The following is a 21,143-nucleotide window of genomic DNA, read 5'->3' as shown; positions in this document are numbered from 1 at the left end:
CCCGGATTGGCGCCGCGTGTTGAAATGTGACGTAGCGTTGACTGCCGGTCAGGGCAAGGGCGCTGGCTGTGCCTGCGGCAAGAGGAGGCGCTGCAGATGAGCAATGACCTCGTCTTTCTTTTCCAGCGTGACGGAGCCTTCCTCGTCGATCAGATCCTTGGTCAGCACGGCGTGGGGGAAGTTATTGCCGTTGGGATTCTTGTGCTCGTCATCGAGTTCGATGCGGATCAGGCGGTCCTTGCCGACCAGTTCTTCCAGTGCATCGAACCGCGCCTTGCGGCAGACCGGATCACCCTTGAAGCGCAGCGCCATGACGGGGACGTCCGTCCTGTCTTGCAGGGCCTGCTTTTCTTCCTTGCTCAGATGCAGGGCTGCATGGGCGCGCTTGGACAGGCCCAGTGGCAGGGAGGGTTCGGAGGCGACGGGCGCGATGACACCCTTCTCCAGTACCAGCGACAGGGCGAAATTGCCGGTCATGCACAGGCCGATGGCGCCGATGCCCGGACCGCCGCACTCCTCATGCATCTGCGCCGCCAATGCTCTGAGCCAGACAGTGATGGGACTTGAGGCGTTTTTCGCGAAGAGGTGGATTTCACGGGAGATGCAGGCCCTCAGGCCATTGCCCGTCAGCGAGGTTCGCACCGGCGTTTCGAGGTCGTCGGCATAAAGGTCCGGCGCAAAGACGGTGAAGCCCGCATCCCTGATCCATTCCGCCAGCCGCCAGAATTCAGGGACCATGCCGGGGAGTTCGTGCATCAGGAGGACGCCCGGCCCCTCGCCTGCCTTGTAGACAGGATGAGAAATATCTGAGTTCTCAAACAGGAACTTGTCCGTAAACGGTTGATATTGCTCGTCGACGCTCTGCGTGTCTTCAGATTGGGCCTGCGTGCTCTGGCTCATCATGCTGCTGCCTGCCGCAAGCCCAGAGGCTATGGCCTGTCGGCGGGTGACATTCGGTGTCTTGTCACCCGAATGCGTCATCAGCTCTGGCTTTCTTCGGCGATGCTTTCAGCCACCGGGAAGGCCTGAAGCATGGTCATGACCTCGCCTTCGTAATTGGCGGGCACCGGCACGCGGCCGATGATCCAGGCGTAGAGGTCCTGGTCCGGGACATCCAGCAGGCCTTCGAACTCCCTCACCTGCCCATCGGTCATGGTGGCGAGGTTCTGTTTGGCGAAGCGGCCGATGACGATGTCGGCTTCCTTGAAGCCGCGATGCATGGCGCGATAGAGGAGCTGCTTTCGATGCGGGTCTGTCAGTGGTGTCTCGGTCATGACGCCTATGTAGGCCGATCTGTGGAAAAGGTCATCACCGCAATGTACTTGGCGAGCGGCGCAAATTATCGCTATTTGTTCTCATGCGTCCGGAGAGCCTCAATCCCCTGTTTGCCGATGTAACGAGCCTTGCCGGTGTCGGGCCGAAGGTCGCGGCGCTGATCGGCAAGGTGGCGGGGCCGCGTGTGATCGACGTGATGCTGACCCTGCCGTCCGGCGTCATCGACCGCTCCTATCGCCCGCAGATCATGACCGCTGACGAAGGCCGGCTGGTGACGCTGACGGTGAGCGTCGAGAAGCATACCCCTCCACCAAAGGGCCGCCAGCGCCTGCCCTACAAGGTGCTGTGCTCCGACGAGACTGGCTATGTGACGCTCGTCTTCTTCCATGCCCGTCCGGATTACCTGATGCGGGTGCTGCCTGAGGGCGAAAGGCGTATCGTCTCCGGCCGGGTCGAGCGCTATGGCGCCGCGCTGCAGATGACCCATCCGGATTATATCGTCGATCCGGGAAAGGCCGACGAGATGCCGCTGATCGAGCCGGTCTATCCGCTGACCGAAGGGCTTGCCGCTAAGACCATGCGCAAGGCGGCACAGGAAGCTGCGAGCCGGGCGCCAGCCCTGCCCGACTGGATGCGCGGCGACATCATGATTACCGAGAAATGGCCGGGCTGGCAGGAGGCAATCCAGGCCGCCCATGCGCCGGAAAGCGATCTCGACCTCAATCCGCAATCGATCACCCGCCAGCGGCTCGCTTATGACGAATTGCTGGCGAATCAGCTCGCCCTCGCCCTGATCCGACGGCAGCGCCGCAAGACAGCGGGCAAGTCTCGCGAGGGCGACGGACACCTGCGCAACGAGGTCGCCAAAGCGCTGCCCTTCCGCCTGACCGGCGACCAGACCCGGGCGCTCGACGATATCCTCTCGGACATGGGCGCATCGCACCGCATGGTGCGGCTACTGCAAGGCGATGTCGGCTCTGGCAAAACGGTGGTCGCTTTGATGGCGATACTGGCGGCGATAGAGAGCGGCTCGCAGGCGGTGATGATGGCGCCGACGGAGATCCTGGCGCGGCAGCATTTCGCCTCGATCGAGCCATTGCTGAAGGACACCAACATCACGGTCGAGATGTTCACGGGCCGTGACAAGGGACAGCAGCGGGCGGCAAAATTGTCAGGACTGGCAAAGGGTTATATCAATATCCTCATTGGCACCCACGCCGTTTTTTCCGATGATGTCGTCTATGATGATCTGGGTCTCGTTATCATCGACGAACAGCATCGCTTCGGCGTGCACCAGCGGGTCGCGCTGCAGGACAAGGGGCGACGGGCCGATGTGCTGGTGATGACGGCAACGCCGATCCCGCGCACACTGGCCCTGACGACCTATGGCGACATGGAGGTCAGCCAGATCAAGGAAAAGCCGCCGGGCCGAAAGCCCGTCGACACCCGTGCCGTGCCGCTCGACAAGGTCGACCAGGTGATCGGTGCTGTTTCCCGGGCGGTGGAGAAAGGCGAACAGGTCTATTGGGTGTGCCCGCTGGTCGAGACCTCCGACATAATCGACCTGACCTCGGTCGAGGCGCGCTATGGCGAGTTGCTGCAGCATCTCGGTGATCGGGTCGGCCTTGTACACGGCAAAATGAAATCAGAAGAAAAAGATGCGGTGGTCGAGGCTTTCTACAACGGCACGATACGTGTCCTTGTCGCAACGACTGTGATCGAGGTCGGGGTGAATGCGCCGGCGGCCACGATCATGGTGATCGAACATGCAGAACGCTTCGGCCTTGCCCAGTTGCACCAACTCCGCGGCCGGGTCGGGCGTGGCGACAAGGCATCAACCTGCCTCCTCCTCTACAAGGCCGGCGAAGGCGGTCAGCTGGGTGAAACGGCAAAGGCGCGGCTGAATATATTGCGGGAAACCGAAGACGGATTCCTGATTGCCGAGGAAGATTTGCGCCTGCGCGGTGCAGGTGATGCGCTTGGGTCGGCGCAATCCGGATTCCCTGTTTTTCGGCTGGCTGATGTCGGCACCCATGCGCGGCTCTTGGACATGGCGCGGGACGATGCGAGCCTGGTCGTCGAGGAAGACCCCGACCTGAAGACGCCCCGTGGCGAGGCATTGCGCCACCTGCTTTATCTGTTCAGCCGCGATGACGCGGTAAAGTTGTTGAGGTCGGGATAAATGCCATAAATTGCCATCCATGGTTGACGAAGGGTAAATTTCGGCTCATCCTTCTACCTATAGTGGAGATGTGAGGGGCTTACACCATGCACGATATCAAAATCGATGACCTGCCGGTTCTGGAATTCGACGCTACCATGCCGGATACTGAATGGGGCCAGACTGTAACGGCATCCGTGACAGTCATCGTTGCCGGGCTGATTGCTATCTTCAGCTAAAATACCAGCCCGCATTTCCCACACAGTCAGAAAGATCGTACCGATGCCTGACAGGTATGCGGATCAGCATTTGTGCGCCCTGAAGCTTTCCGAACGGCGGGCTTTGGTAGCGGACAGTGTCGAAAAGACCGAAAATTTCTATCGAAATCATCCAACTTTCACGGACCTGGCCAAGGCCCTCGCGACGCTCAAGACGCCGCAGGAAATTCTTGGTGCGGTCGGTGAGTATATTACGGTCGACAGCCTGAAACCGCTGATCCGTCATGAGCTGCGCTCCTATCAGGCTGTGCCCTGGTACAACTCACCGGCACTGGCGCTGGACCACGGCGCAATTACCGGCTGGACGCTATTCAGCCATGCCAAGGTGCTTGTGACGCTGATCGTTATTGATGCCGTGGCTTTCAATGAGGCCATGGCTGCGAGCGGGATGCCTCCGACTATCCGCTTCGCCGCTGGCTATACCAGCCTCTCGATGTTGTCTGGCAAGGCACTTCATCTGGATGGCTACTCGGCCGCGGTGATCACAGACAAAACACCGGTCCATGCCGGACTGAAATGCAGCCCGGAGGGCGATAAGAGACTGACCCCGGGCGAGACACTTACATGCCGGGGCGGCAGCGAAGCGCTTGTCTATCGCCATGCCGAGAGCAGTGCGGTTCTCCTCCAGTCCTATTGCCGCAAGAAGACCGGCAGCGTGATGGCCGACTATGACAGCCGCACGCTGTCACTGAAGAAGATCGTTGCCGCCGACCAGCGCATAAACCGGCTTCAGGTGGTCAGCTCTCTTGCAAGGCTGTTCGCACACCCGGAGGCTGCAATAGCCCTGAAGGCCCTGACCGACCATCCCGAACACTATGTTCGCTGGCAGGCTGCGAGAGAGCTGACCGCCCTGTCTCCCGTGGAGGCCCTGCCCATCCTGACAAGCATGGCGGCAAGAGATCGCAATCCCGGGGTCAGGAATAATGCTGCCCGGACAATCGGCTACCTGTCCGAGAGGGGCATCCGTGCCGCTTGATCTACCTGCTGAAAGTCAGGAAATCATGAGTATCGAGGACCTCGCCGAATGGATGCGGGAGGAGCGGATCGACACAACCAGAATTGATTCCTTTGCGCAGGCAGCGACACCCCTTTACTGCCTCGCCAACAACCGTCGCTTCCTGGCCGACCTAGCCATCGAAGAATTGAAACAGGCCTATAGCGATACCGAAGCGGTTTATGCCTATACCGCCCAAGTGATGATACTGTACCGCACAACGGGATGGCAGGATAATTTTTTCATCCGGGCCAATATCTGGCCTGCCCTTACCGATCCGATCGTCAAGGCAACCGGCACAGGGCCATTCTTCTATCACCGTCCCCATGACCACAATTTCAATTTCCTGACCGTTGGCTATGAAGGCCCGGGCTATAGCAGCAACTATTACGAATATGATGCAGACAAGGTCGATGGATATCCCGGTGAGCACGTTCCGGGCCTGATATATTGCGGAACGACAAGCCTCAACCGGGGGCGCGTCATGCTCTATCGCGCAGGCGTCGATGTACATGACCAGCTGCCGCCGGACAGCTTGTCGATCAGCCTGAACATCGTGGAGAACACAGCCCGGACACGCATAACGGACCAGTATGCGTTTGATCTGGAAAAGGCCGTCATCACCCAGATCATCAATATCGCGCCGTCACCTGCGCTGTTCTCGGCAGCTCTCCTGCTCGACAGGGAAAATACGGAAGGCATTGTTCAGGACATCGCGGAAAACGCGGCCAGCGGCTATACGAGGTTCAACGCGATCAAGGCGCTCGCCAGCACAGCAAATGAATGTGGTGAGTACCGGGAAACCCTCAGTCGTGGCCTTGATGACAGGCACCGCATGGTGCGCGAATGGACGGCCCTGCACCTGGCGAGACTGGGCGCGGGATGAGACCCTATTCTTTTTCTTCTTTCCTGTTCTTTCGGCCAATATTGAAAGGCAGGCCACGCTTTGACTTTTCGCTCTCGCCGGAAGCCTTTGCCGCTGCCTCCTCCAGCTGTTCGATATAATCGTCAGGATCATAAGCCGGCGTGACGAGACCAGCCGAGAAGATCAGCTTGGCGCCATCTTCGACCGTCATGTCCAGAATGCGCAGGTCAGCTTGCGGTACGAATAGCAGGAAGCCGGATGTCGGGTTCGGTGTCGTCGGGATGAAGACGCTGACGAGATCTTCGCTGGCGTCACGCAGCTTGTAGGAGACCTCGCCCTTCGTCTTGGTAACGACAAATGCCAGGGCCCAAAGGCCGGGGCGCGGATATTCCAGAAGGGCGACTTCCTTGAAAGAGCGCTCCGACTGCTGCAGCGCCATCTCGAAGACGTTCTTGAAGAAGCCGTAGAGGTTGCGCACGCCCGGAATGGAATCGACGAGGCGCTCGCCGAAACTGATCAGCGATCGACCGATGAAGTTCTTGGCAAGTGCGCCCAGCAGGATGAGCGCAATCATTGCCATGATCAGGCCGAAGCCCGGCAGATATTCCAGGAACTGGGTCGGGGTGAACTGGCTCGGCAGGAACCCGCGGACGGTTTCATCGAGACTAGCAACCGGCCCGGTGATGAACAGCCAGATGAGCCAGAAGGTGATGCCGATCGGCGCACCTACAACGATCCCGGTCAGAAAGTTGTTGCGCATACGCGCAAAGAAGCCGGGCTTTTGCGCCTTCAGCAGGATCGAACTGTCATCTTTCTTCTTCGTCTCGGGCAATGGAAAAATCCCCTCAGATTGCCTTTGTGGCCTGCCCCGTCAGGTGGCCGCCTGAATTCGGTCACATACTATCGTTCCTATATAATGATTTTCTTGCCGTATCTGAGCCTTTTTGCGGCAGCCGGAGTAAATTCCTGTAATGTATAAAGAATTTTCCCATCTTTCCGGCGTTGTATTGTTGGGCATGAAGGAGACCTGTATCCTCGAGGTCTGCCAATGAGGTTTGCATGACGTTTCGCTGGATTGTCAGTTCGGTCTGCCTGGCCTTCGCCGTTGTCGTCGGCCTGGCGGCCTTTGCGTTGCAGGAAAATCTTGTCCTGTTCTTCCTGAACCCGAAAACACCCTACGAGACCTATGCGCCGCCGCCTGCGCCGGATTATGCCCTGGCTGACAACTGGGCAATGCTGCCTGATAATTCAGAGCGTGAAGGTGCTGAACAGGCGGCTGTCTTTTACATTCACAGCACGACATATGCGAGCCGGGAAGAATGGAACGCACCGGTTGATGATCCAGATGCTGGTGAGCTGACCCTCAAGACCGCGCTGCCCAATGAGGCTGGCCCATTTGCAGGGCTGGGCGATATTTACGCTCCCTATTACCGGCAGGCGACGCTCTATGCTTTCTTCACTTTCAAGCATCAGGGACGAGCGTCCCGCAAGCTCGCCTATGAAGACGTTGCGCGCGCCTTCGAGAACTTCCTGACACGTGTGGAGCCAGAGCGCCCTGTCTTCATCGTCGGCTATGGTCAGGGCGGGCTGCATGCCCAGCGCCTGTTGATGGATTATTTCCAGGATGACGAGGCCCTGCGCCGACGGCTCGCCGCTGCCTATCTGATCGATCAGGCAACACCGCTCGACCTCTTCAACTATGCCCTTGCCAATACGTCCGCCTGCGAAGGGTCTGAAGACGTGCGCTGCGTGATCTCATGGACAGCCTATTCGACACGGCTGGAAAAGGAGATGTGGCGCACCCGCAATCGCGAGCTTGGCTGGGACAGTAATGGCGACCTGCAGGCACCGGAAGACCGCGAGTTGCTGTGTACCAATCCGCTCAGCTGGCGGCCCGGCGATGGCGAGGTCAGCCGGGATCGGCATCTGGGTGCAGCATCGGCGACAGGCATGCCCTTCGGCGAACAGCCGGTGCTGGTCGAGAAAGCCGTGTCGGCAACCTGCAGGGACGGGATCGTTGTCGTGCCGATGCCATCGACCGGCTGGCTGAAACATCCGCGCTGGTTCGGGCGCCAATGGGCCCCGCTGAACTTCAACCTGTTCTACGAAGACATACGCCAGAACGCGACTGCGCGGCTTGCGGCGTTGCAGGCGATCCGGGCCGAAGAAGCGACCATGGCCCCGCCGATGATGGCCCCGGTCGATCTTGAGGTGTCGCCGATCAACAAGGTGCCCGACGTCGAATAACGATCCTGTGTGGTCACACTGGCCTCGTCGTTTACGCGGTCTATTTCTCCGGTCTGAGCTGAAAAAATCGCCGGGGATCAATGTCTTCCACTACTCCAGTCCTGTTCTGGTTCCGTCAGGACCTTCGCCTTGATGATAATCCTGCCCTGCGCGCGGCGATCGAGACCGGCCAGCCGGTCGTAACCGTCTTCGTTCTCGATGACGAAACGCCGGGTGACATGGCCTATGGCGGCGCATCACACTGGTGGCTGCATCGATCGCTGGATAGTCTTGGCAACCAGATCAAGGAGGCCGGGTCGAAACTGATCCTGCGCCGGGGCGACGCGAATGATGTCATTCCGAAACTGATCGATGATGTAGGCGCGAACCACGTCTTCTGGAATCGCCGCTATGCCAAGTGGCAGGTCGAGGCGGACAAGGCGCTGAAACAGTCGCTTGAAGATGACGATATCAAAGTGACGAGCTGTAATGGCCGCTTGCTCTACGAGCCATGGGACATCAAGACGAAATCAGGTGGACCTTATCGTGTTTTTACACCGTTCTGGAAAGCGCTGAAGGCCGAAGGCAAGGTGCGCGACACGGTGACCGGTATTCGCAAGATGGACGGTCCTTCGAGCTATCCCAAATCCGACAAACTGTCAGACTGGGGCCTGTTACCGACAAAGCCGAACTGGGCCAAAAGCTTCGAGGAAGTCTGGGAACCCGGCGAAAAAGGCGCGATGAACGCCCTGCGAGATTTCCTGGATGGCCCTGCCGACAGCTACAAGGATGACCGCAACCGGCCCGACAGGGACGGCACCAGTCGTCTCTCCCCTCATCTCCATTTTGGCGAGATAAGCCCGGTGCAGATATGGCATATCGTGCGCGACAAGATGAGCGCCGGCGACGTGCCTGATTCACAGGGCGATGTTTTCCTGTCCGAGGTCGCGTGGCGGGAATTCTCCTACTCGCTGATCTACCACAATCCCGACATGCACAAGAAAGAGCTGATGGAGAAGTTTCGCGACTTCCCGTGGAAGCAGAGCAAGAAGAAGCTGGAAGCCTGGCAGAAGGGCCAGACAGGCTATCCCATTGTCGATGCAGGTATGCGCCAACTGTGGCGCGAAGGCTGGATGCATAACCGCGTGCGCATGATCGTCGGCTCCTTCCTCGTCAAGCACCTGCTGCTCGACTGGCGCGAGGGCATGATGTGGTTCTGGGATACGCTGGTCGATGCCGACGAGGCAAATAACACGGCTTCGTGGCAATGGATCGCCGGCTGCGGTGCCGACGCCGCCCCCTATTTTAGAATCTTCAATCCGATGACCCAAGGCGAGAAGTTTGATCCCGATGGCGATTACGTCCGTAAATATGTCGAGGAGCTGAAAGATATGCCGGCCAAGCACATTCACACGCCGTGGGAAGCGCCCAAAGACGTCCTGAAAAAGGCTGGTGTCGAACTGGGCAAAACCTATCCGGAGCCGATCGTGGAACACAAGCAGGCGCGGCAGGATGCCCTCGATGCTTATCAAAGTATAAAATAGGCCCTAGAGTACACGCAAAAAGAGAGAAAGACAGGAAGCCATGACATTCGAGACCGCTGCATCGGCCATTGACCGGGCCCCGGATGCCAACGACAACGCGATGATCATCACGCCGGAAACGCGCGACGTGGCATTGCGCGGGACGCCGGTGTTTTTTCGCCTTATGGCCAATGTCTTCGACCGTCTGAGCTATGGCAGCATTGTATGCCACCTGCCCGATGGCCGCGTGGTGAAATTCGATTCCGGCAACCATTCCGAAGAGACGGCGACCTTCCTGATTCGCAATTATGCGGTCGCTCGGCGTTCCCTTTTGGGCGGCGCTATCGGTTTCTATGAAAGCTACGAGGCCGACCAGTGGGACTCCCCTGACCTCGCCCAGACGCTTTATGTCATGGCACAGAATGTAGACGGCATGCAGAAAGAGCTGGCGGCAAACCCTGTGGTGAGGACCGTCAATAATGTTCTTCATGCGGTCAACAAGAACACGAAAGAAGGCTCCAAACGCAACATCATGGCCCATTACGATTTGGGCAATGCGTTCTACGAGAAATGGCTCGACCCGAGCATGACTTATTCGTCGGCATTGTATTCGCAGCCGGACCAGCCGCTGGATCAGGCGCAGACGGAGAAATATGCCGCCCTCGCCCGCAAGATCGATCTGAAGACGAACGAGACGGTGCTGGAAATCGGGTCTGGCTGGGGTGGCTTTGCCGAGTTCGCTGCTCGCGAAGTCGGCGCGCGCGTGACCGGTGTGACCATCTCGCCTGAGCAGTATAATTACGCCTGTGAACGCATGCAGCGCGAAGGTCTGAACGACAAGGTCGAAATCCGCCTGCAGGACTATCGTGACGTGAAAGGCTCTTTCGACAAGATCGCCTCCATCGAGATGTTCGAGGCTGTTGGCAAGGAGTACTGGCCGACCTATTTCGGCAAGGTTCGCGAAAACCTGAAACACGGTGGGCTTGCCGGACTACAGGTTATCACTATTGCAGATCATCTGTACCCGTATTATGAAAAGGCCGCGGACTTCATACAGCGATACGTCTTTCCCGGCGGCATGCTGCCAAGCCCACAGATCATGGCCGAGCAGAGCCGCAAGGCCGGGCTGTCGCTGGTAGATACCCATTCCTTCGGTCAGGATTATGCCCAGACCCTGAAGACATGGCATGAAAGCTTCCTGCATGCCTGGGACGATATTCAGGCTATCGGCTTCGACGACCGTTTCAAGAAGCTATGGCGCTACTACCTCGCCTATTGCGAAGCCGGGTTCCGGGCCGGGACGACTGATGTGAGCCATTATACCCTCGCTCGCGCCTGATCATAGCGTGTCGAGGAATTTCTTCGCTGAGTCACGGATCGCCTTCATCTCATCCTTGTCCTTGCGGTCGAGGTTCTTGAAGACGAGGCCCATCCGTCCGTTATTGCGCAGCTTCTTCTCGTTGCGGTCGAGAAAATCCCAGTACAGATAGCTGAACGGACAGGCATCATCGCCGGTCTTCTTCGAGACCGAGTATCTGCAAGACTTGCAGTAGTTCGACATGCGATTGATGTATGCGCCGGATGAGGCATAGGGCTTGGACCCCATCATGCCGCCATCGGCGAAGATCGCCATGCCATGGGTATTGGGCAGCTGCACCCATTCATAGGCATCGGCATAGACGATGAGGTACCACTCATTGATCTCCTTCGGCTTGATGCCTGCGAGGAGGGCAAAATTGCCGGTGACCATCAGCCGCTGGATATGGTGCGCGTATGCATGATCATGGGTGTTGCGCACAACTTCCGATATGCAGTGCATATCCGTCTCGCCGGTCCAGTAGAAATCAGGCAGCTTGCGCCGGGCATTCAGATAGTTCGTCTGCGCATAATCCGGCATTTTCAGCCAGTAGAGGCCCCGCACATATTCCCGCCAACCGATGATCTGGCGGATGAAACCTTCAACGGCATTCAGCGGCGCATGGCCTTCCTTGTAGGCCTCTTCCGCGGCCTCGCATATTTCCATCGGCAGCAGGAGGCCGGCGTTGAGATAGGCTGAAACGAGCGAATGGTTGAGGTAATCCTCCCCCGTCGCCATCGCATCCTGATAGGCGCCAAAATCTGGCAGGCAGGTTTCGATAAAGCTGTCGAGCTGGCGCAATGCCTGATCGCGTGTCACACCATACTGGAAATCTTCAAGCGAGCCGAAATGATCGCTGAAACGGTCTTCGACAAGCTTCAGCACTTCCTTCGTTACACCGTCGTGCCGGACCGACTTGCGGTCGGGAGCCTTATAGCCCTTAGGCAAGCTCTTGCGATTCTCGCTGTCGAAATTCCACTCCCCGCCTTCAGGGTCGTCGCCATTCATGAGCAGGCCAGTCTTGCGGCGCATCTCGCGATAAAAGAATTCCATGCGCAGGCTCTTGCGGTCCTCTGCCCAGTCACGGAATTCCTTCAGTGTCGAAACGAAACGGTCATCCTCACGGATGTCGACAGGCAGGCCCAGCTTTTCTTCCCAGTGCTTGATATCCGACGCCAGCCGCCACTCGCCGCATTCGGTCGTCACGATCCCGTCGGCATCGAAATCCTCCAGCGCGCGCTTGACCTCGCCGAACAGAGAGCCGGTATTGTCCTCATCGTCCAGTTTGACGTAGCAGACATTGTAACCGTCATCTTCCAGCTGGGCCGCGAAGTGACGCATGGCAGAGAACAGGAAGGCGATCTTCTGCTTGTGATGGCGCACATAGGTCGCTTCGTCCCAGACCTCCGCCATCAGGATCAGGTCGCCCTCTACCACGTCAGACAGGCTGGAAATCTTCGTATTCAACTGATCACCGAGGATCAGGCGCAGTTTAGCCATCGGGTTAGCCCTCCTGCGCATCAACATAGAATTCCTCGATAATCCGGCGAGCATGTTTGCTTGAAGCGACGGGTGACGAGGTCTACTTTCATCGGACAGGAGTAAGACAGATGACAATTCTAGACTCGGTGCTCGGCGCCATCGGCAATACGCCGCTCATCAAGCTGAAACGCGCTTCCGAAGAGACCGGCTGCACTATCCTTGGCAAGGCAGAGTTCCTCAATCCTGGCCAGTCTGTGAAAGACCGCGCGGCGCTCGGCATCATTCGTGACGCAGAGGCGAAGGGCGTGCTCAAACCAGGCGGCATGATTGTGGAAGGCACAGCCGGCAATACCGGGATCGGGCTGTGCATGGTCGGCGCGGCACTTGGCTACAAGGTCCGCATCGTCATGCCGCGCACCCAGAGCGAGGAGAAAAAACAGGCCGTGCGCCTGCTCGGCGGGGAGCTGATCGAAGTCGATGCCGTGCCTTACGCCGACCAGAACAATTACGTCCATTACTCCCGCAGGCTGGCCGAAGAGGCTGCCAAGACCCATCCGCAGGGGGCAATCTGGGCAAACCAGTTCGATAATATCGCCAATCGTGAGATTCACCGGAAAACCACAGGCGAGGAAATCTGGACACAGACGGATGGCAAGGTCGATGGTTTTACCTGCGCGGTCGGCTCCGGCGGCACGCTTGGCGGTGTCAGCCAGGCACTGAAAGCGCACAACAAGGATGTAAAGATTGCGCTGACCGACCCGTTCGGCGCGAAACTCTATAGCTGGGTCAAGACCGGCGAGCTGGAAAGCGAGGGCGGCTCGATCACCGAGGGCATCGGCCAGGGTCGTGTCACCGCCAATCTGGAAGATGTGGAAATCGACGAGGCCTATCGCGCCAGTGACGAGGAAGCGTTGCAGATTCTTTATCGCCTGATCGAGGAAGAAGGCATGTGCCTTGGCGGCTCGGCCGGGATCAATATTGCCGGCGCGGTGAAACAGGCAAAGGATATGGGCCCGGGGCATACGATCGTCACGGTGCTGTGCGACTATGGCAACCGCTACCAATCCACGCTATACAATCCGGACTATCTGAAGTCGAAAGGCCTGCCGACGCCGCCTTGGACGAGATAAGGTGACGCGCCGGGGAAACGCATAAAGTGGACGCACTCAATACCAATAGTGAAACGCTCAGTGTCCAGATCACCTATCTGCGGCAACAGCAGCGCCCAGCCCGGCAGGCGCCGCCACGCCCGCTGGGGATTACGGCGCTGATGCGGGCTGAAGAGCCGCCGGTCCATTTCTATCGTTACCTGTTCAACCGCGTTGGTGAGCCGCATAAATGGGTAAGCCGGCGCTACATGTCAGACACCCGCCTCGCTGCCATCGTTAGCGATCCGGACGTCTATATCTATGTACCCTACTACAAGGGCGTGCCATGCGGGTTCGGCGAGATCGATGCTCGCCCGTCTGAACATCCGAAAGGCGATGTTGAAATCAAGTTTCTCGGCCTGATGCCGGAGGTACACCGCCTCGGCATCGGCCGGTGGTTCTTTCATAATATTGTCGATCTTGCCTGGTCGTTGAACCCGCGCGAGGTGCTGATCGAGACGTGTACGGCAGACCATCCCGCCGCCCTGCCCCTGTACCAGAAATTCGGTTTCACGCCGTATAGTACAGGGCGTGGCGTGATCGAGTGGCGTGGCTGATGGCAGACGGCAAGAAGAAGGATGAAGCGACGCGGCTTGTATCCAGTGGCAGGCCAAAAGAGCGCCCGTCCCATCCGGTGACACATCCGCCAGAGCGTGCCTCGACTATCCTGTTTCCGACCTATGAGGACTTCACCGCGACCGAGCGGGAATTCTTCTATGGTCGTTTCGGCACCCGCACCCACAGGGCGTTCGAAGCCTCGATCGGCGAGCTGGAAGCCGCCGAACATGTCTATCTAGCGCCGTCCGGCCTCGCGGCGGTGACGCTCTCCCTTCTCGCCTTCGCTCAACCCGGCAGCCATATCCTCGTCACCGACAGCGCCTATGACCCTGTCCGCGGTTATTGCGACCGGTTCCTGAAGCGCATGCAGGTCGAGACGGAATATTATGATCCGCATATCGGCAGCGATATTGCCGGGCTGATCCGTGAGAACACGGCGGCGATCCTTGCCGAAAGCCCTGGCTCGCTGACATTTGAAATTCAGGACATTCCCGCACTCGGCTCTGCCGCAAAGCAGGCAGGCGTGCCCCTACTCGTCGACAATACCTGGTCCGCCGGCGTCTATTTCAAGCCGCTCGATCATGGTGCAACGGTCAGCATTCAGGCAGCAACGAAATATATCGGCGGGCATTCGGATTGCCTGCTCGGTACTATTGCCATGAATGATCCGTCGGCGGAGCGTAAGGTTGCCAATTGCCTGCGCCAGATCGGATCGAACGTATCCGCTGATGATGTCTGGCTTGCCCATCGGGGACTGAGAACACTGGCCGCACGCCTGCCCGTGCATCAGTCAAATGGCATCGCCCTTGCCCGCTGGCTGGAAGCGCGCGACGATGTTGTCTGCGTCCTGCATCCGGCGCTGGAGAGCCATCCGGATCATGAGCTGTGGAAGCGCGATTTCACCGGTGCCACCGGTCTTTTCGGGTTCGAGCTGCCGCCTTGTTCGGACAAACAACTCACCGCCTTCTGCAATGCCCTGGAGCATTTCGGCATGGGCTATAGCTGGGGCGGTTTCGAGAGCCTGTGCATCCCCGTGCCGGTTCACAAATACCGCACGGTCTCGCCCCGGCCAGAGCCCGGCCCCGAAAGAGGACCGCTGATGCGTATTCACGCTGGCCTTGAATCCGCCGATGACCTTATAATGGATCTGGAACAGGCATTTGCAGCTTTTGACGCTGCAGGAAAACAAGGATGATCTTCATGCGGTACATGTTGGTATTGATAATTGCCGGTCTTGCCATGTCATCCTGCACGACGCCGGTGCCTGAAAAGGCGACCGAGAAGACCTATCCCTATCTGCTCGTTGTCACGGTGCCCAGCGGCGCCACGCTGACCTTTACCGGTGGCGATACGTGCGAGACACCCTGCCCGGTCAATGTCACGTTCCAGATGAAGATGACCATCGCCAAGGCCGGCTATAAGCCCATCACCTATACGCTGTATGGGAACAATCCGGGCGAGCTGCTGGTCGAGCTGGAACTGGTCGCACCGACCACCAGTGTCGAGGAAGGCGCCCTGCCTGATCTCTAGAATTTCTATAAGGTCACGATGTTGTTTTCGAACAGCAATAGATAAAACACGCCGCCCCAGAACAGCAGTTCGAGAAGTTGTGCCAGCAGGTAGGATTTGCTGTCAAACACGATCCTTGCCTGAGGGTCCAGATCAGACTGCCGCCCCGCCGTGTAAAACAGCTTGTCGCGATAATGTCTCGCCCTCGATACATAGGCATAGGTGGGCTGCTGGAACGTCCTGACTATCAGGACCAACGGACCGAGGGCCAGCAGGAATACTGTCTGGAACAAGATGTCCGGTATGCTGCGCAAGTTGGCATCCACAGCGCTCTGATGATCCCGGCTCGCGGCCAGAACCCGTCGGTCGGCGTGTAGTTGGTATTTCAGGAACAGGGCACCGAACGCGATCCAGATCATCAAGACCATGGCAGCGATACCGCTCGTGCTGCTTGTGAGGCTGTGGCTTTCGATCAGCCCGGCGACGTCTCGGATGAACGGCCAGTCGCGAAGCTCAAGCGGCAGCCATAGCTGGGCCAGCAAAAGGGCGAGCACCGGCAAGGCCAGGCCAAGAACGGCTGTCAGCAAATTGGCAAGCGAAAGCAAAAACACAGTGGCGATGCGAAACAGTAGCATCGAGACAATTCCTCATAACTGACAGGCAAGGCGCCCAAGCCCATTCCTGCCTCCCCAGCCATACAAAACCACAGAAAATGCCGCAATGCACCATCTGGCGCGATTTTATTTCATGAGCAAAATAAGGTTTCGCATCGATATTTTTCTTCGCACACCTGTCTTCACTGACGTGTTGTTTTGCTTGAAATTCGAGAACAATCCCTATAGGCAGTGGTCGCTCCGGTGACAGTGTTTCTTTATGCTTCATCGGTGCAGCTAACATATTGATTTCGTTGAGACGGGGCGTAGCGCAGCCTGGTAGCGCATCTGTTTTGGGAACAGAGGGTCGCAAGTTCGAATCTTGCCGCCCCGACCATCGAAGCCAATATGGCAGGATACTGCAATCAAGAGGGTTTTATGTTCGCGCGCATCTATCAACCGGCAAAGACCGCCATGCAGTCCGGCAAGGGCAAGACCAGAAGCTGGGTCCTGGAGTTCGAACAAAGCGCCGCGCGCCGTGTCGATCCCCTGATGGGCTGGATCTCGTCCGATGACATGAAATCCAATCAGGTCCGCCTTAAATTCGACAGCAAGGAAGCCGCTGTCGCCTATGCGACAGAGCATGGCATCCCTCACAAGGTTTCAGAGCCCCATGGCGGCAAGCCTGTCATCAAGGCCTATTCCGACAATTTCAGCGCCCGTCGCCGCAAGCCCTGGACACATTGATCCGGGCTTATCCATCGTTCGCGCTGGTCAAGCATGACCGGTTTGCGCCATAACCATTTTCAACGGCCCCGTAGCTCAGCTGGATAGAGCGCCTGACTTCTAATCAGATGGTCGCACGTTCGAATCGTGCCGGGGTCGCCATTTCTTTAATGATTTCAATTCCTTACGGATCGCAATTATTGTTGCGGTTTCTGTTTCTATCTATATCCGCACTATATCCGTACTTTGTGCAAACCCTCTCGTTGCGCCATTGTTGAATTTGAGGCTTCATGAGTTCGGAACTGTGAAAAAAATGGAGAAAATCAGCCATGACAAAAAGCGACCTGGATGGCGCAACATTAGTCTACTCACCCCCTCGTGCTGGACTGCCTTATCTGGTTGTTACTTTTGAAGGACGCTTTGGCACGCAAGTCACGCAATGCAAAACTCAGAAAGAGGCTGAGGAAACCGCTGCGCAGACCATCGAATCTCACAGGCTTCTACGAGAGAGATTGGGATAAAACCAACCCCACCCCCACCGGGCAAGCCACACGGTTCGCACCCTCGCGTTCTCGCTGTGGCGTCTAAACGGGTTCCGAGGAATGCCGCTGCAAAGGCGACCGGAGCTACGGGCTTATCATGGTAGGCAGCAACCCTGCCCGGCTTTTTAGGGCTATCTCTCGCCAGATCCAGTTGGCGAGGTTCCAAGAGGTGCGAAATTGAGGGGTTGGATATAGGAATCGCCATCGGGGATCGGTGACTCACCTTCCCGCCGCCGGATATCGTTCGGCGAGAACACCCCGATTTCGCGCGCCAATCGGTAGGCATTGAACCGGGCCTGCAGGTCGCCTCGCAACAGCCCATCCAGGTCATGGGCAAGGAACAGCCCTTCCCGCCGGTCGGTATCGCTCATCAGATCGCGCATCAAGGCTGCCTCGACTCTCGAGGCGAGCGGGCCTATGCACCTTGCTACCAGTTGCCGCGATTCCTCAACCGCCGTGCCATAGGTGACGGCATTTGAGACACCGGCAACGGCGGGCGGAACCGCGAAAATCCTGCAAACATCTTCATGAGATAGCTGGCGGGATTGCAGCAATTGGGCATCCGCCGGGGAAAACGACCATGGCTCGAGTTTCATGCCTTCCTCGAGTACAAGCATGCGCCCGGCGCGAAGCGTGCCGCCGGCCTGGGCTTGAAGGGAATCGCTCACATTCACTCGTGCTTTGTCGGATAGCTTGCCCGGATGAGAGGCAACCGCCGATGGCTTCAATGAATTGACCATCAGGGATTGGCTCATTTGCACTTGCGCCATGGCAAGGGCGAGTGAGCCGCGCGCCACATAGAGCGGCGAGCGCCCCAGCTTGCCATCATTCGACGCAGCGCGAACATGCAGCACCTCGCCGCTTCCCTCGAGAAGCACGGCAACCCGCCGGGGTGACTCAGAGAACTTGTAGCGCAGTCGCCCGCTTTGCAGTTCCTCGATCGCAACATTGCCTGGCGGCGATGGCCAGACCGCCGCAACATCGCCGTTGCGCTCTCGGTCGATGCGCGCAAAGCCATTCCCGGCAAGATCGAGCGAGCGAACCAGCATTTCGCGGCCTTCAAAGGCGGTCTGGCGTGGGTTCATTTCCTCATTAAGCAGGATCGTCAACGGATGATCCTCGATACGTTCGCGCCCGCCATCCGGCAATCGCCGATAGACGTGCAGCGGCACGCTTGCGGTCAGTTCAGCCCGCAAGGCAACACAGAATGTGGCAACGCTCAAATTGCTTAGAACGGCATCGGCTCCGACATGCGGCAATGCGGCGGGCCGATCCCAAGAGAACAGGCGGGCATCCAGGTCATAGGCCCCAAGCGACCGTGCCTCGCTATCGGCGGGATCGAACAAGTCGGCAATTCGGCGCAGCAAGCCCATTCCATTCTCCTACATGAATTCAACGCGCAGGCGCGTAAACAGCGCAGCCTGGGAGTGATCGGCTTTTGATCGTGCGGATACGGACGTTCCGGCATAGGCGGGCCATGAAACCACTGCCGAAATCTCGCGCAGATCAACCTCGACCAGTTCGCGCACCTTGCCCTGCCAGCGCTCGCCGCCCGGCGGGATCAAGAAGCCGAAAGACGCGCCGCCAAGATCGCCACGATCAGCGAGCGCAAGCACGTCCCGCGCAACCGCCGTATCCGGTAACGTGATTTCGAAGGCAAGGCCCCTTTCATCCTCTCTCAATCTCAGAGAGCCGGTTTTAGTACGTCCGAGAAGCCGACCCGGATCATGGTCGACAAGGCCAAGAATATCGCGCCCGGATGAAAGGCTTTTCGCAAAAGCGCCCCGGCGCACGATTTCCCGCACATTGCCGATCATCGCCTCTTGATCGAACACGCTGGCATAGCCGACAAGCCGTCTGCTTGTGCCCACACCCGCCAAGCGGCATTCGCTCGCGATTCGGTGTTCCAGATTGGTTTCCATACGATGTTTCTCCAGGTCGTGCCGACCGGGGTGAAAGCGCTGAAACGCCCCGGTCGGCACTGCTATCCGGTTCGCCGAAAGGAAACGAACCGGCTATCGGGATCAGGCGGCGGGAACGTCCGTTGCACCTGCGAAGCTTTCGACATGGCGCAACACCACATCCGCCGTCATCAGGCCGCGCACCTGGATATTGCCTTTTGCGAACGGTGTCGCCGCATAGGGGTTTGCGAGGATATCAATGCCGGTCCATGCGCCGACAATGAGGCTCGACCAATCGCCGAAAATTACACTGCCGGTCGGTGGCGAGCCGACCAATGGCAGGCCCGTCGAAGACATTGCCTGATAGCCCGCTAGTTCGGTCGGGCTATCCATGATGAACCCTGCCCCTGCATCGCCGGAAACTTTCGTCGTGCCTCGCAGCGTGGCAACTGCCGTGGGGTTCACCGCCCATCCAAGGCGGCCCATTGCAGCATTTGCAACTTCGACCGATTTCACGAGATTAAGCACCTCTTGCCAGCTCGGGGTCGCGAGCGTGCCCGGCGTAATCTGGTCAAGCACGCCGGAAGGCTCGTTTGCGCCGCCGCCGACTAAGGCCGCACCGTCAAGAGCAACCGCGAGGGCATTGGAGAAATCGCGCCGGGCAAGGTCTTCGACGTCCGGGGAACTTTGCAGCACGAAATTGCGGGAGAACTCGGTCAGGCAGCCTACCGTTTTAGGGGTGAGCTGGCGTTTATTCACGTCGATATCCGCCGGGGTAAGTGCCGCATCATCGGCAATCCAGCTACCGGATTGTCCGGTATCGATTGCCGGGATGCTCACCGGCCCGCCTTCCAGGCCGTTGAGAACGGTCGCGCCAAGGCCGGTTGTGATCATATTCGAGCGCAGGGCATCAATCAGCATGTCCGGGCGGCCCTGCTCAAAGATCGATCCCGATCCGCCCCCGGCGGCAGTCGTAACGCGCGTTTCGAACCCTCGCCGATTGCGAACCTGCAGCACTTGCGTTGGGACAAGAATGCCATTCGGCTTGCGCCCCGACCGGCGAGCCAACTCGGCAGAAACCTCGCGTTCGCGCCCGAAATCCCCGTCCAGGCCAGCCGAACAGGCGATGGCTCGCAACAGGCTTACTTGCGAAGCCTCGCGCTCAAATTCCCCGCCGCCGTTTTCCAGCGGTTCGGCTTGGGCCTGGCGGTCGAATTCGTCAAGCATGGCCTGATTGCGGATACGAACGTCGAGCGCCTCGCATTCGGTGCGGATTTCATCCAGCCGCGTTTGTTCATTGCCTTCCGGCGCACGTCCCGCCTTCTCGGCAGTATCGATGAGTCCGCGTGCCTCGCGTGTCAGGGCATCGCGCTTTTTTAATAGATCACTGAGTTTCATTGTCTTTCCTTCCAAGGGAGCGCGCGCCATCTCGGCGGGCTGGTTAATGTGGGCGGGTCCATCTGGGGGATCGGGCCATCTCTCGACGCTCGTTAGCGCGCCGCCCTGTTCGCGCAATCAGTGTACGGTCGGTCTTTCCCTCCCGTTGAATTCCGCAAAAACCTCTCTCATTTCAATCATGCATTTCGCGAATTTATCGCACCATCGCTCTGTGGCAGATGCAGGTTGCGGCCATGCCTGCGCCTCGCTGGCCAGACACTCGACACGAAAGCACCATGCCTGGGCGAGTTGAAATGCACCTTTCATCCGCGCGGACCGGTCGACAAACTGCTTGTCAGGCAAGGTGGCAGCGATTTCCTCGAGCGCATGGACTGCCCTGTCATGCGCCTCTTGGTAGCGGCCAAGATAGGGCTCAGGCAGGTTTTCGTAGTTGCTGAAATCGACCCCGCTCATATCGCCATCCCAAAAAAAAGTTTTCGGAATTTCGCGCGCACTTCCGCTGTGTGGGGCGCCGGTTTGTAAAATGGCCCACTGGAGTTTTTGACCCCGCCCCCGGTTGCAGGCCGATAGGTGGGGTCGCCACCAAGACCGGTGCTTGCTCGAGCGG

Annotated in this window: 21 protein-coding genes and 2 tRNA genes; 14 read left to right on the top strand and 9 right to left on the bottom strand. The window is 58.4% G+C overall.

What is annotated here, in order from left to right:
- Positions 1-48: 48 nt before the first annotated feature.
- Together FF098_RS06940 and FF098_RS06935 are read right to left on the bottom strand one after the other, a co-directional pair.
- Positions 49-981, bottom strand: coding sequence for a dienelactone hydrolase family protein (locus FF098_RS06940; RefSeq protein WP_155138740.1), 933 nt, complete (start codon positions 979-981; stop codon positions 49-51).
- Positions 981-1,274, bottom strand: a complete 294-nt coding sequence (locus FF098_RS06935; RefSeq protein WP_155138738.1) for a succinate dehydrogenase assembly factor 2 — start codon at positions 1,272-1,274, stop codon at positions 981-983. The genes FF098_RS06940 and FF098_RS06935 overlap by 1 nt, the downstream gene beginning before the upstream one ends.
- 83 nt (positions 1,275-1,357) lie before the next feature.
- On the opposite strand from FF098_RS06935, the gene recG reads away from it, so the two are divergent.
- From recG to FF098_RS06920, 4 genes are all read left to right on the top strand, one after another.
- Complete coding sequence (recG, locus tag FF098_RS06930; RefSeq protein ID WP_155138736.1) at positions 1,358-3,457, top strand: ATP-dependent DNA helicase RecG; 2,100 nt, start codon at positions 1,358-1,360, stop codon at positions 3,455-3,457.
- 86 nt (positions 3,458-3,543) lie between these two features.
- Positions 3,544-3,675, top strand: coding sequence for a hypothetical protein (locus FF098_RS17845; RefSeq protein ID WP_268235257.1), 132 nt, complete (start codon positions 3,544-3,546; stop codon positions 3,673-3,675).
- Between the two features lie 43 nt (positions 3,676-3,718).
- Positions 3,719-4,690, top strand: a complete 972-nt coding sequence (locus FF098_RS06925) for a HEAT repeat domain-containing protein (RefSeq protein WP_155138734.1) — start codon at positions 3,719-3,721, stop codon at positions 4,688-4,690.
- A 25-nt stretch (positions 4,691-4,715) separates the two neighbouring features.
- A complete protein-coding gene (locus FF098_RS06920) occupies positions 4,716-5,594 on the top strand; it encodes a transposase (RefSeq protein ID WP_155138732.1) in 879 nt (292 codons plus the stop codon).
- Positions 5,595-5,598: 4 nt separating this feature from the next.
- On the opposite strand, the gene FF098_RS06915 is transcribed toward FF098_RS06920, so the two are convergent.
- On the bottom strand, positions 5,599-6,405 hold the full coding sequence (locus FF098_RS06915) for a DUF502 domain-containing protein (protein WP_205967405.1): 807 nt from the start codon (positions 6,403-6,405) through the stop codon (positions 5,599-5,601).
- A 227-nt stretch (positions 6,406-6,632) separates the two neighbouring features.
- Here FF098_RS06915 and FF098_RS06910 point away from each other — a divergent pair, with 227 nt between their 5' ends.
- From FF098_RS06910 to FF098_RS06900, 3 genes are all read left to right on the top strand, one after another.
- Positions 6,633-7,820 carry a DUF3089 domain-containing protein gene (locus FF098_RS06910; RefSeq protein ID WP_155138730.1) on the top strand — a complete coding sequence of 396 codons (1,188 nt, stop codon included), beginning with the start codon at positions 6,633-6,635 and terminating at the stop codon, positions 7,818-7,820.
- 80 nt (positions 7,821-7,900) lie between these two features.
- Positions 7,901-9,343, top strand: a complete 1,443-nt coding sequence (locus FF098_RS06905) for a cryptochrome/photolyase family protein (RefSeq protein ID WP_155138728.1) — start codon at positions 7,901-7,903, stop codon at positions 9,341-9,343.
- A 40-nt stretch (positions 9,344-9,383) separates the two neighbouring features.
- Positions 9,384-10,661 carry an SAM-dependent methyltransferase gene (locus FF098_RS06900; protein ID WP_155138726.1) on the top strand — a complete coding sequence of 426 codons (1,278 nt, stop codon included), beginning with the start codon at positions 9,384-9,386 and terminating at the stop codon, positions 10,659-10,661.
- On the opposite strand, the gene FF098_RS06895 is transcribed toward FF098_RS06900, so the two are convergent.
- Positions 10,662-12,179: a cryptochrome/photolyase family protein gene (locus FF098_RS06895; RefSeq protein ID WP_155138724.1), complete on the bottom strand. Its 1,518-nt coding sequence runs from the start codon at positions 12,177-12,179 to the stop codon at positions 10,662-10,664.
- A gap of 110 nt (positions 12,180-12,289) precedes the next feature.
- Here FF098_RS06895 and FF098_RS06890 point away from each other — a divergent pair, with 110 nt between their 5' ends.
- The 4 genes from FF098_RS06890 to FF098_RS06875 are packed head-to-tail and all read left to right on the top strand — an operon-like array spanning position 12,290 to position 15,397.
- Entirely contained in the window at positions 12,290-13,291 is a 1,002-nt protein-coding gene (locus tag FF098_RS06890) for a cysteine synthase A (protein ID WP_155138722.1), read from the top strand.
- Positions 13,292-13,317: 26 nt separating this feature from the next.
- Positions 13,318-13,866, top strand: a complete 549-nt coding sequence (locus tag FF098_RS17685) for a GNAT family N-acetyltransferase (RefSeq protein WP_155138721.1) — start codon at positions 13,318-13,320, stop codon at positions 13,864-13,866.
- Positions 13,866-15,062 carry a cystathionine beta-lyase gene (gene metC, locus FF098_RS06880; RefSeq protein WP_155138719.1) on the top strand — a complete coding sequence of 399 codons (1,197 nt, stop codon included), beginning with the start codon at positions 13,866-13,868 and terminating at the stop codon, positions 15,060-15,062. The genes FF098_RS17685 and metC overlap by 1 nt, the downstream gene beginning before the upstream one ends.
- A 5-nt stretch (positions 15,063-15,067) precedes the next feature.
- On the top strand, positions 15,068-15,397 hold the full coding sequence (locus tag FF098_RS06875) for a hypothetical protein (protein ID WP_155138717.1): 330 nt from the start codon (positions 15,068-15,070) through the stop codon (positions 15,395-15,397).
- A 5-nt stretch (positions 15,398-15,402) separates the two neighbouring features.
- On the opposite strand, the gene FF098_RS06870 is transcribed toward FF098_RS06875, so the two are convergent.
- Positions 15,403-16,011, bottom strand: a complete 609-nt coding sequence (locus FF098_RS06870) for a hypothetical protein (RefSeq protein ID WP_155138715.1) — start codon at positions 16,009-16,011, stop codon at positions 15,403-15,405.
- A 278-nt stretch (positions 16,012-16,289) separates the two neighbouring features.
- Between FF098_RS06870 and FF098_RS06865 the strand changes: the two genes are divergently transcribed.
- The 3 genes from FF098_RS06865 (at position 16,290) to FF098_RS06855 (ending at position 16,857) form a co-directional block, all read left to right on the top strand.
- Positions 16,290-16,366: transfer RNA gene (locus FF098_RS06865), tRNA-Pro, on the top strand.
- 41 nt (positions 16,367-16,407) lie between these two features.
- Entirely contained in the window at positions 16,408-16,716 is a 309-nt protein-coding gene (locus tag FF098_RS06860; protein WP_155138713.1) for an ETC complex I subunit, read from the top strand.
- A 64-nt stretch (positions 16,717-16,780) separates the two neighbouring features.
- Positions 16,781-16,857: transfer RNA gene (locus FF098_RS06855), tRNA-Arg, on the top strand.
- 511 nt (positions 16,858-17,368) lie between these two features.
- Here the strand turns inward: FF098_RS06855 and FF098_RS06850 are convergent.
- The 4 genes from FF098_RS06850 to FF098_RS06835 form a co-directional block, all read right to left on the bottom strand.
- Positions 17,369-18,610, bottom strand: a complete 1,242-nt coding sequence (locus FF098_RS06850) for a phage portal protein (protein WP_155138711.1) — start codon at positions 18,608-18,610, stop codon at positions 17,369-17,371.
- A 9-nt stretch (positions 18,611-18,619) separates the two neighbouring features.
- Positions 18,620-19,159, bottom strand: coding sequence for an HK97 family phage prohead protease (locus FF098_RS06845; RefSeq protein ID WP_155138709.1), 540 nt, complete (start codon positions 19,157-19,159; stop codon positions 18,620-18,622).
- A gap of 102 nt (positions 19,160-19,261) precedes the next feature.
- The gene (locus FF098_RS06840; protein ID WP_166426366.1) at positions 19,262-20,536 is read right to left on the bottom strand and encodes a phage major capsid protein; all 1,275 of its coding nucleotides are present in this window, start codon (positions 20,534-20,536) and stop codon (positions 19,262-19,264) included.
- 117 nt (positions 20,537-20,653) lie between these two features.
- Complete coding sequence (locus FF098_RS06835) at positions 20,654-20,989, bottom strand: hypothetical protein (RefSeq protein WP_155138705.1); 336 nt, start codon at positions 20,987-20,989, stop codon at positions 20,654-20,656.
- Between the last annotated feature and the right edge of the window lie 154 nt (positions 20,990-21,143).

The sequence above is a fragment of the Aquisalinus luteolus genome (assembly GCF_009712425.2).
Classification (GTDB): Bacteria; Pseudomonadota; Alphaproteobacteria; order Caulobacterales; family Parvularculaceae; genus Aquisalinus; species Aquisalinus luteolus.
The sequence above is the reverse complement of the archived record's forward strand: the minus strand, read 5'-3'. Positions and strand labels throughout refer to the sequence as shown.

Coding starts and splice junctions, on each gene's coding strand:
- FF098_RS06835 (WP_155138705.1), bottom strand. CDS start 20,989: ATGAGCGGGGTCGATTTCAGCAACTACGAAAACCTGCCTGAGCCCTAT.
- FF098_RS06935 (WP_155138738.1), bottom strand. CDS start 1,274: ATGACCGAGACACCACTGACAGACCCGCATCGAAAGCAGCTCCTCTAT.
- FF098_RS06845 (WP_155138709.1), bottom strand. CDS start 19,159: ATGGAAACCAATCTGGAACACCGAATCGCGAGCGAATGCCGCTTGGCG.
- recG (WP_155138736.1), top strand. CDS start 1,358: ATGCGTCCGGAGAGCCTCAATCCCCTGTTTGCCGATGTAACGAGCCTT.
- FF098_RS06860 (WP_155138713.1), top strand. CDS start 16,408: ATGTTCGCGCGCATCTATCAACCGGCAAAGACCGCCATGCAGTCCGGC.
- FF098_RS17845 (WP_268235257.1), top strand. CDS start 3,544: ATGCACGATATCAAAATCGATGACCTGCCGGTTCTGGAATTCGACGCT.
- FF098_RS06905 (WP_155138728.1), top strand. CDS start 7,901: ATGTCTTCCACTACTCCAGTCCTGTTCTGGTTCCGTCAGGACCTTCGC.
- FF098_RS06850 (WP_155138711.1), bottom strand. CDS start 18,610: ATGGGCTTGCTGCGCCGAATTGCCGACTTGTTCGATCCCGCCGATAGC.
- metC (WP_155138719.1), top strand. CDS start 13,866: ATGGCAGACGGCAAGAAGAAGGATGAAGCGACGCGGCTTGTATCCAGT.
- FF098_RS06900 (WP_155138726.1), top strand. CDS start 9,384: ATGACATTCGAGACCGCTGCATCGGCCATTGACCGGGCCCCGGATGCC.
- FF098_RS06870 (WP_155138715.1), bottom strand. CDS start 16,011: ATGCTACTGTTTCGCATCGCCACTGTGTTTTTGCTTTCGCTTGCCAAT.
- FF098_RS06920 (WP_155138732.1), top strand. CDS start 4,716: ATGAGTATCGAGGACCTCGCCGAATGGATGCGGGAGGAGCGGATCGAC.
- FF098_RS06925 (WP_155138734.1), top strand. CDS start 3,719: ATGCCTGACAGGTATGCGGATCAGCATTTGTGCGCCCTGAAGCTTTCC.
- FF098_RS06875 (WP_155138717.1), top strand. CDS start 15,068: ATGCGGTACATGTTGGTATTGATAATTGCCGGTCTTGCCATGTCATCC.
- FF098_RS06840 (WP_166426366.1), bottom strand. CDS start 20,536: ATGAAACTCAGTGATCTATTAAAAAAGCGCGATGCCCTGACACGCGAG.
- FF098_RS06910 (WP_155138730.1), top strand. CDS start 6,633: ATGACGTTTCGCTGGATTGTCAGTTCGGTCTGCCTGGCCTTCGCCGTT.
- FF098_RS06890 (WP_155138722.1), top strand. CDS start 12,290: ATGACAATTCTAGACTCGGTGCTCGGCGCCATCGGCAATACGCCGCTC.
- FF098_RS06940 (WP_155138740.1), bottom strand. CDS start 981: ATGACGCATTCGGGTGACAAGACACCGAATGTCACCCGCCGACAGGCC.
- FF098_RS06895 (WP_155138724.1), bottom strand. CDS start 12,179: ATGGCTAAACTGCGCCTGATCCTCGGTGATCAGTTGAATACGAAGATT.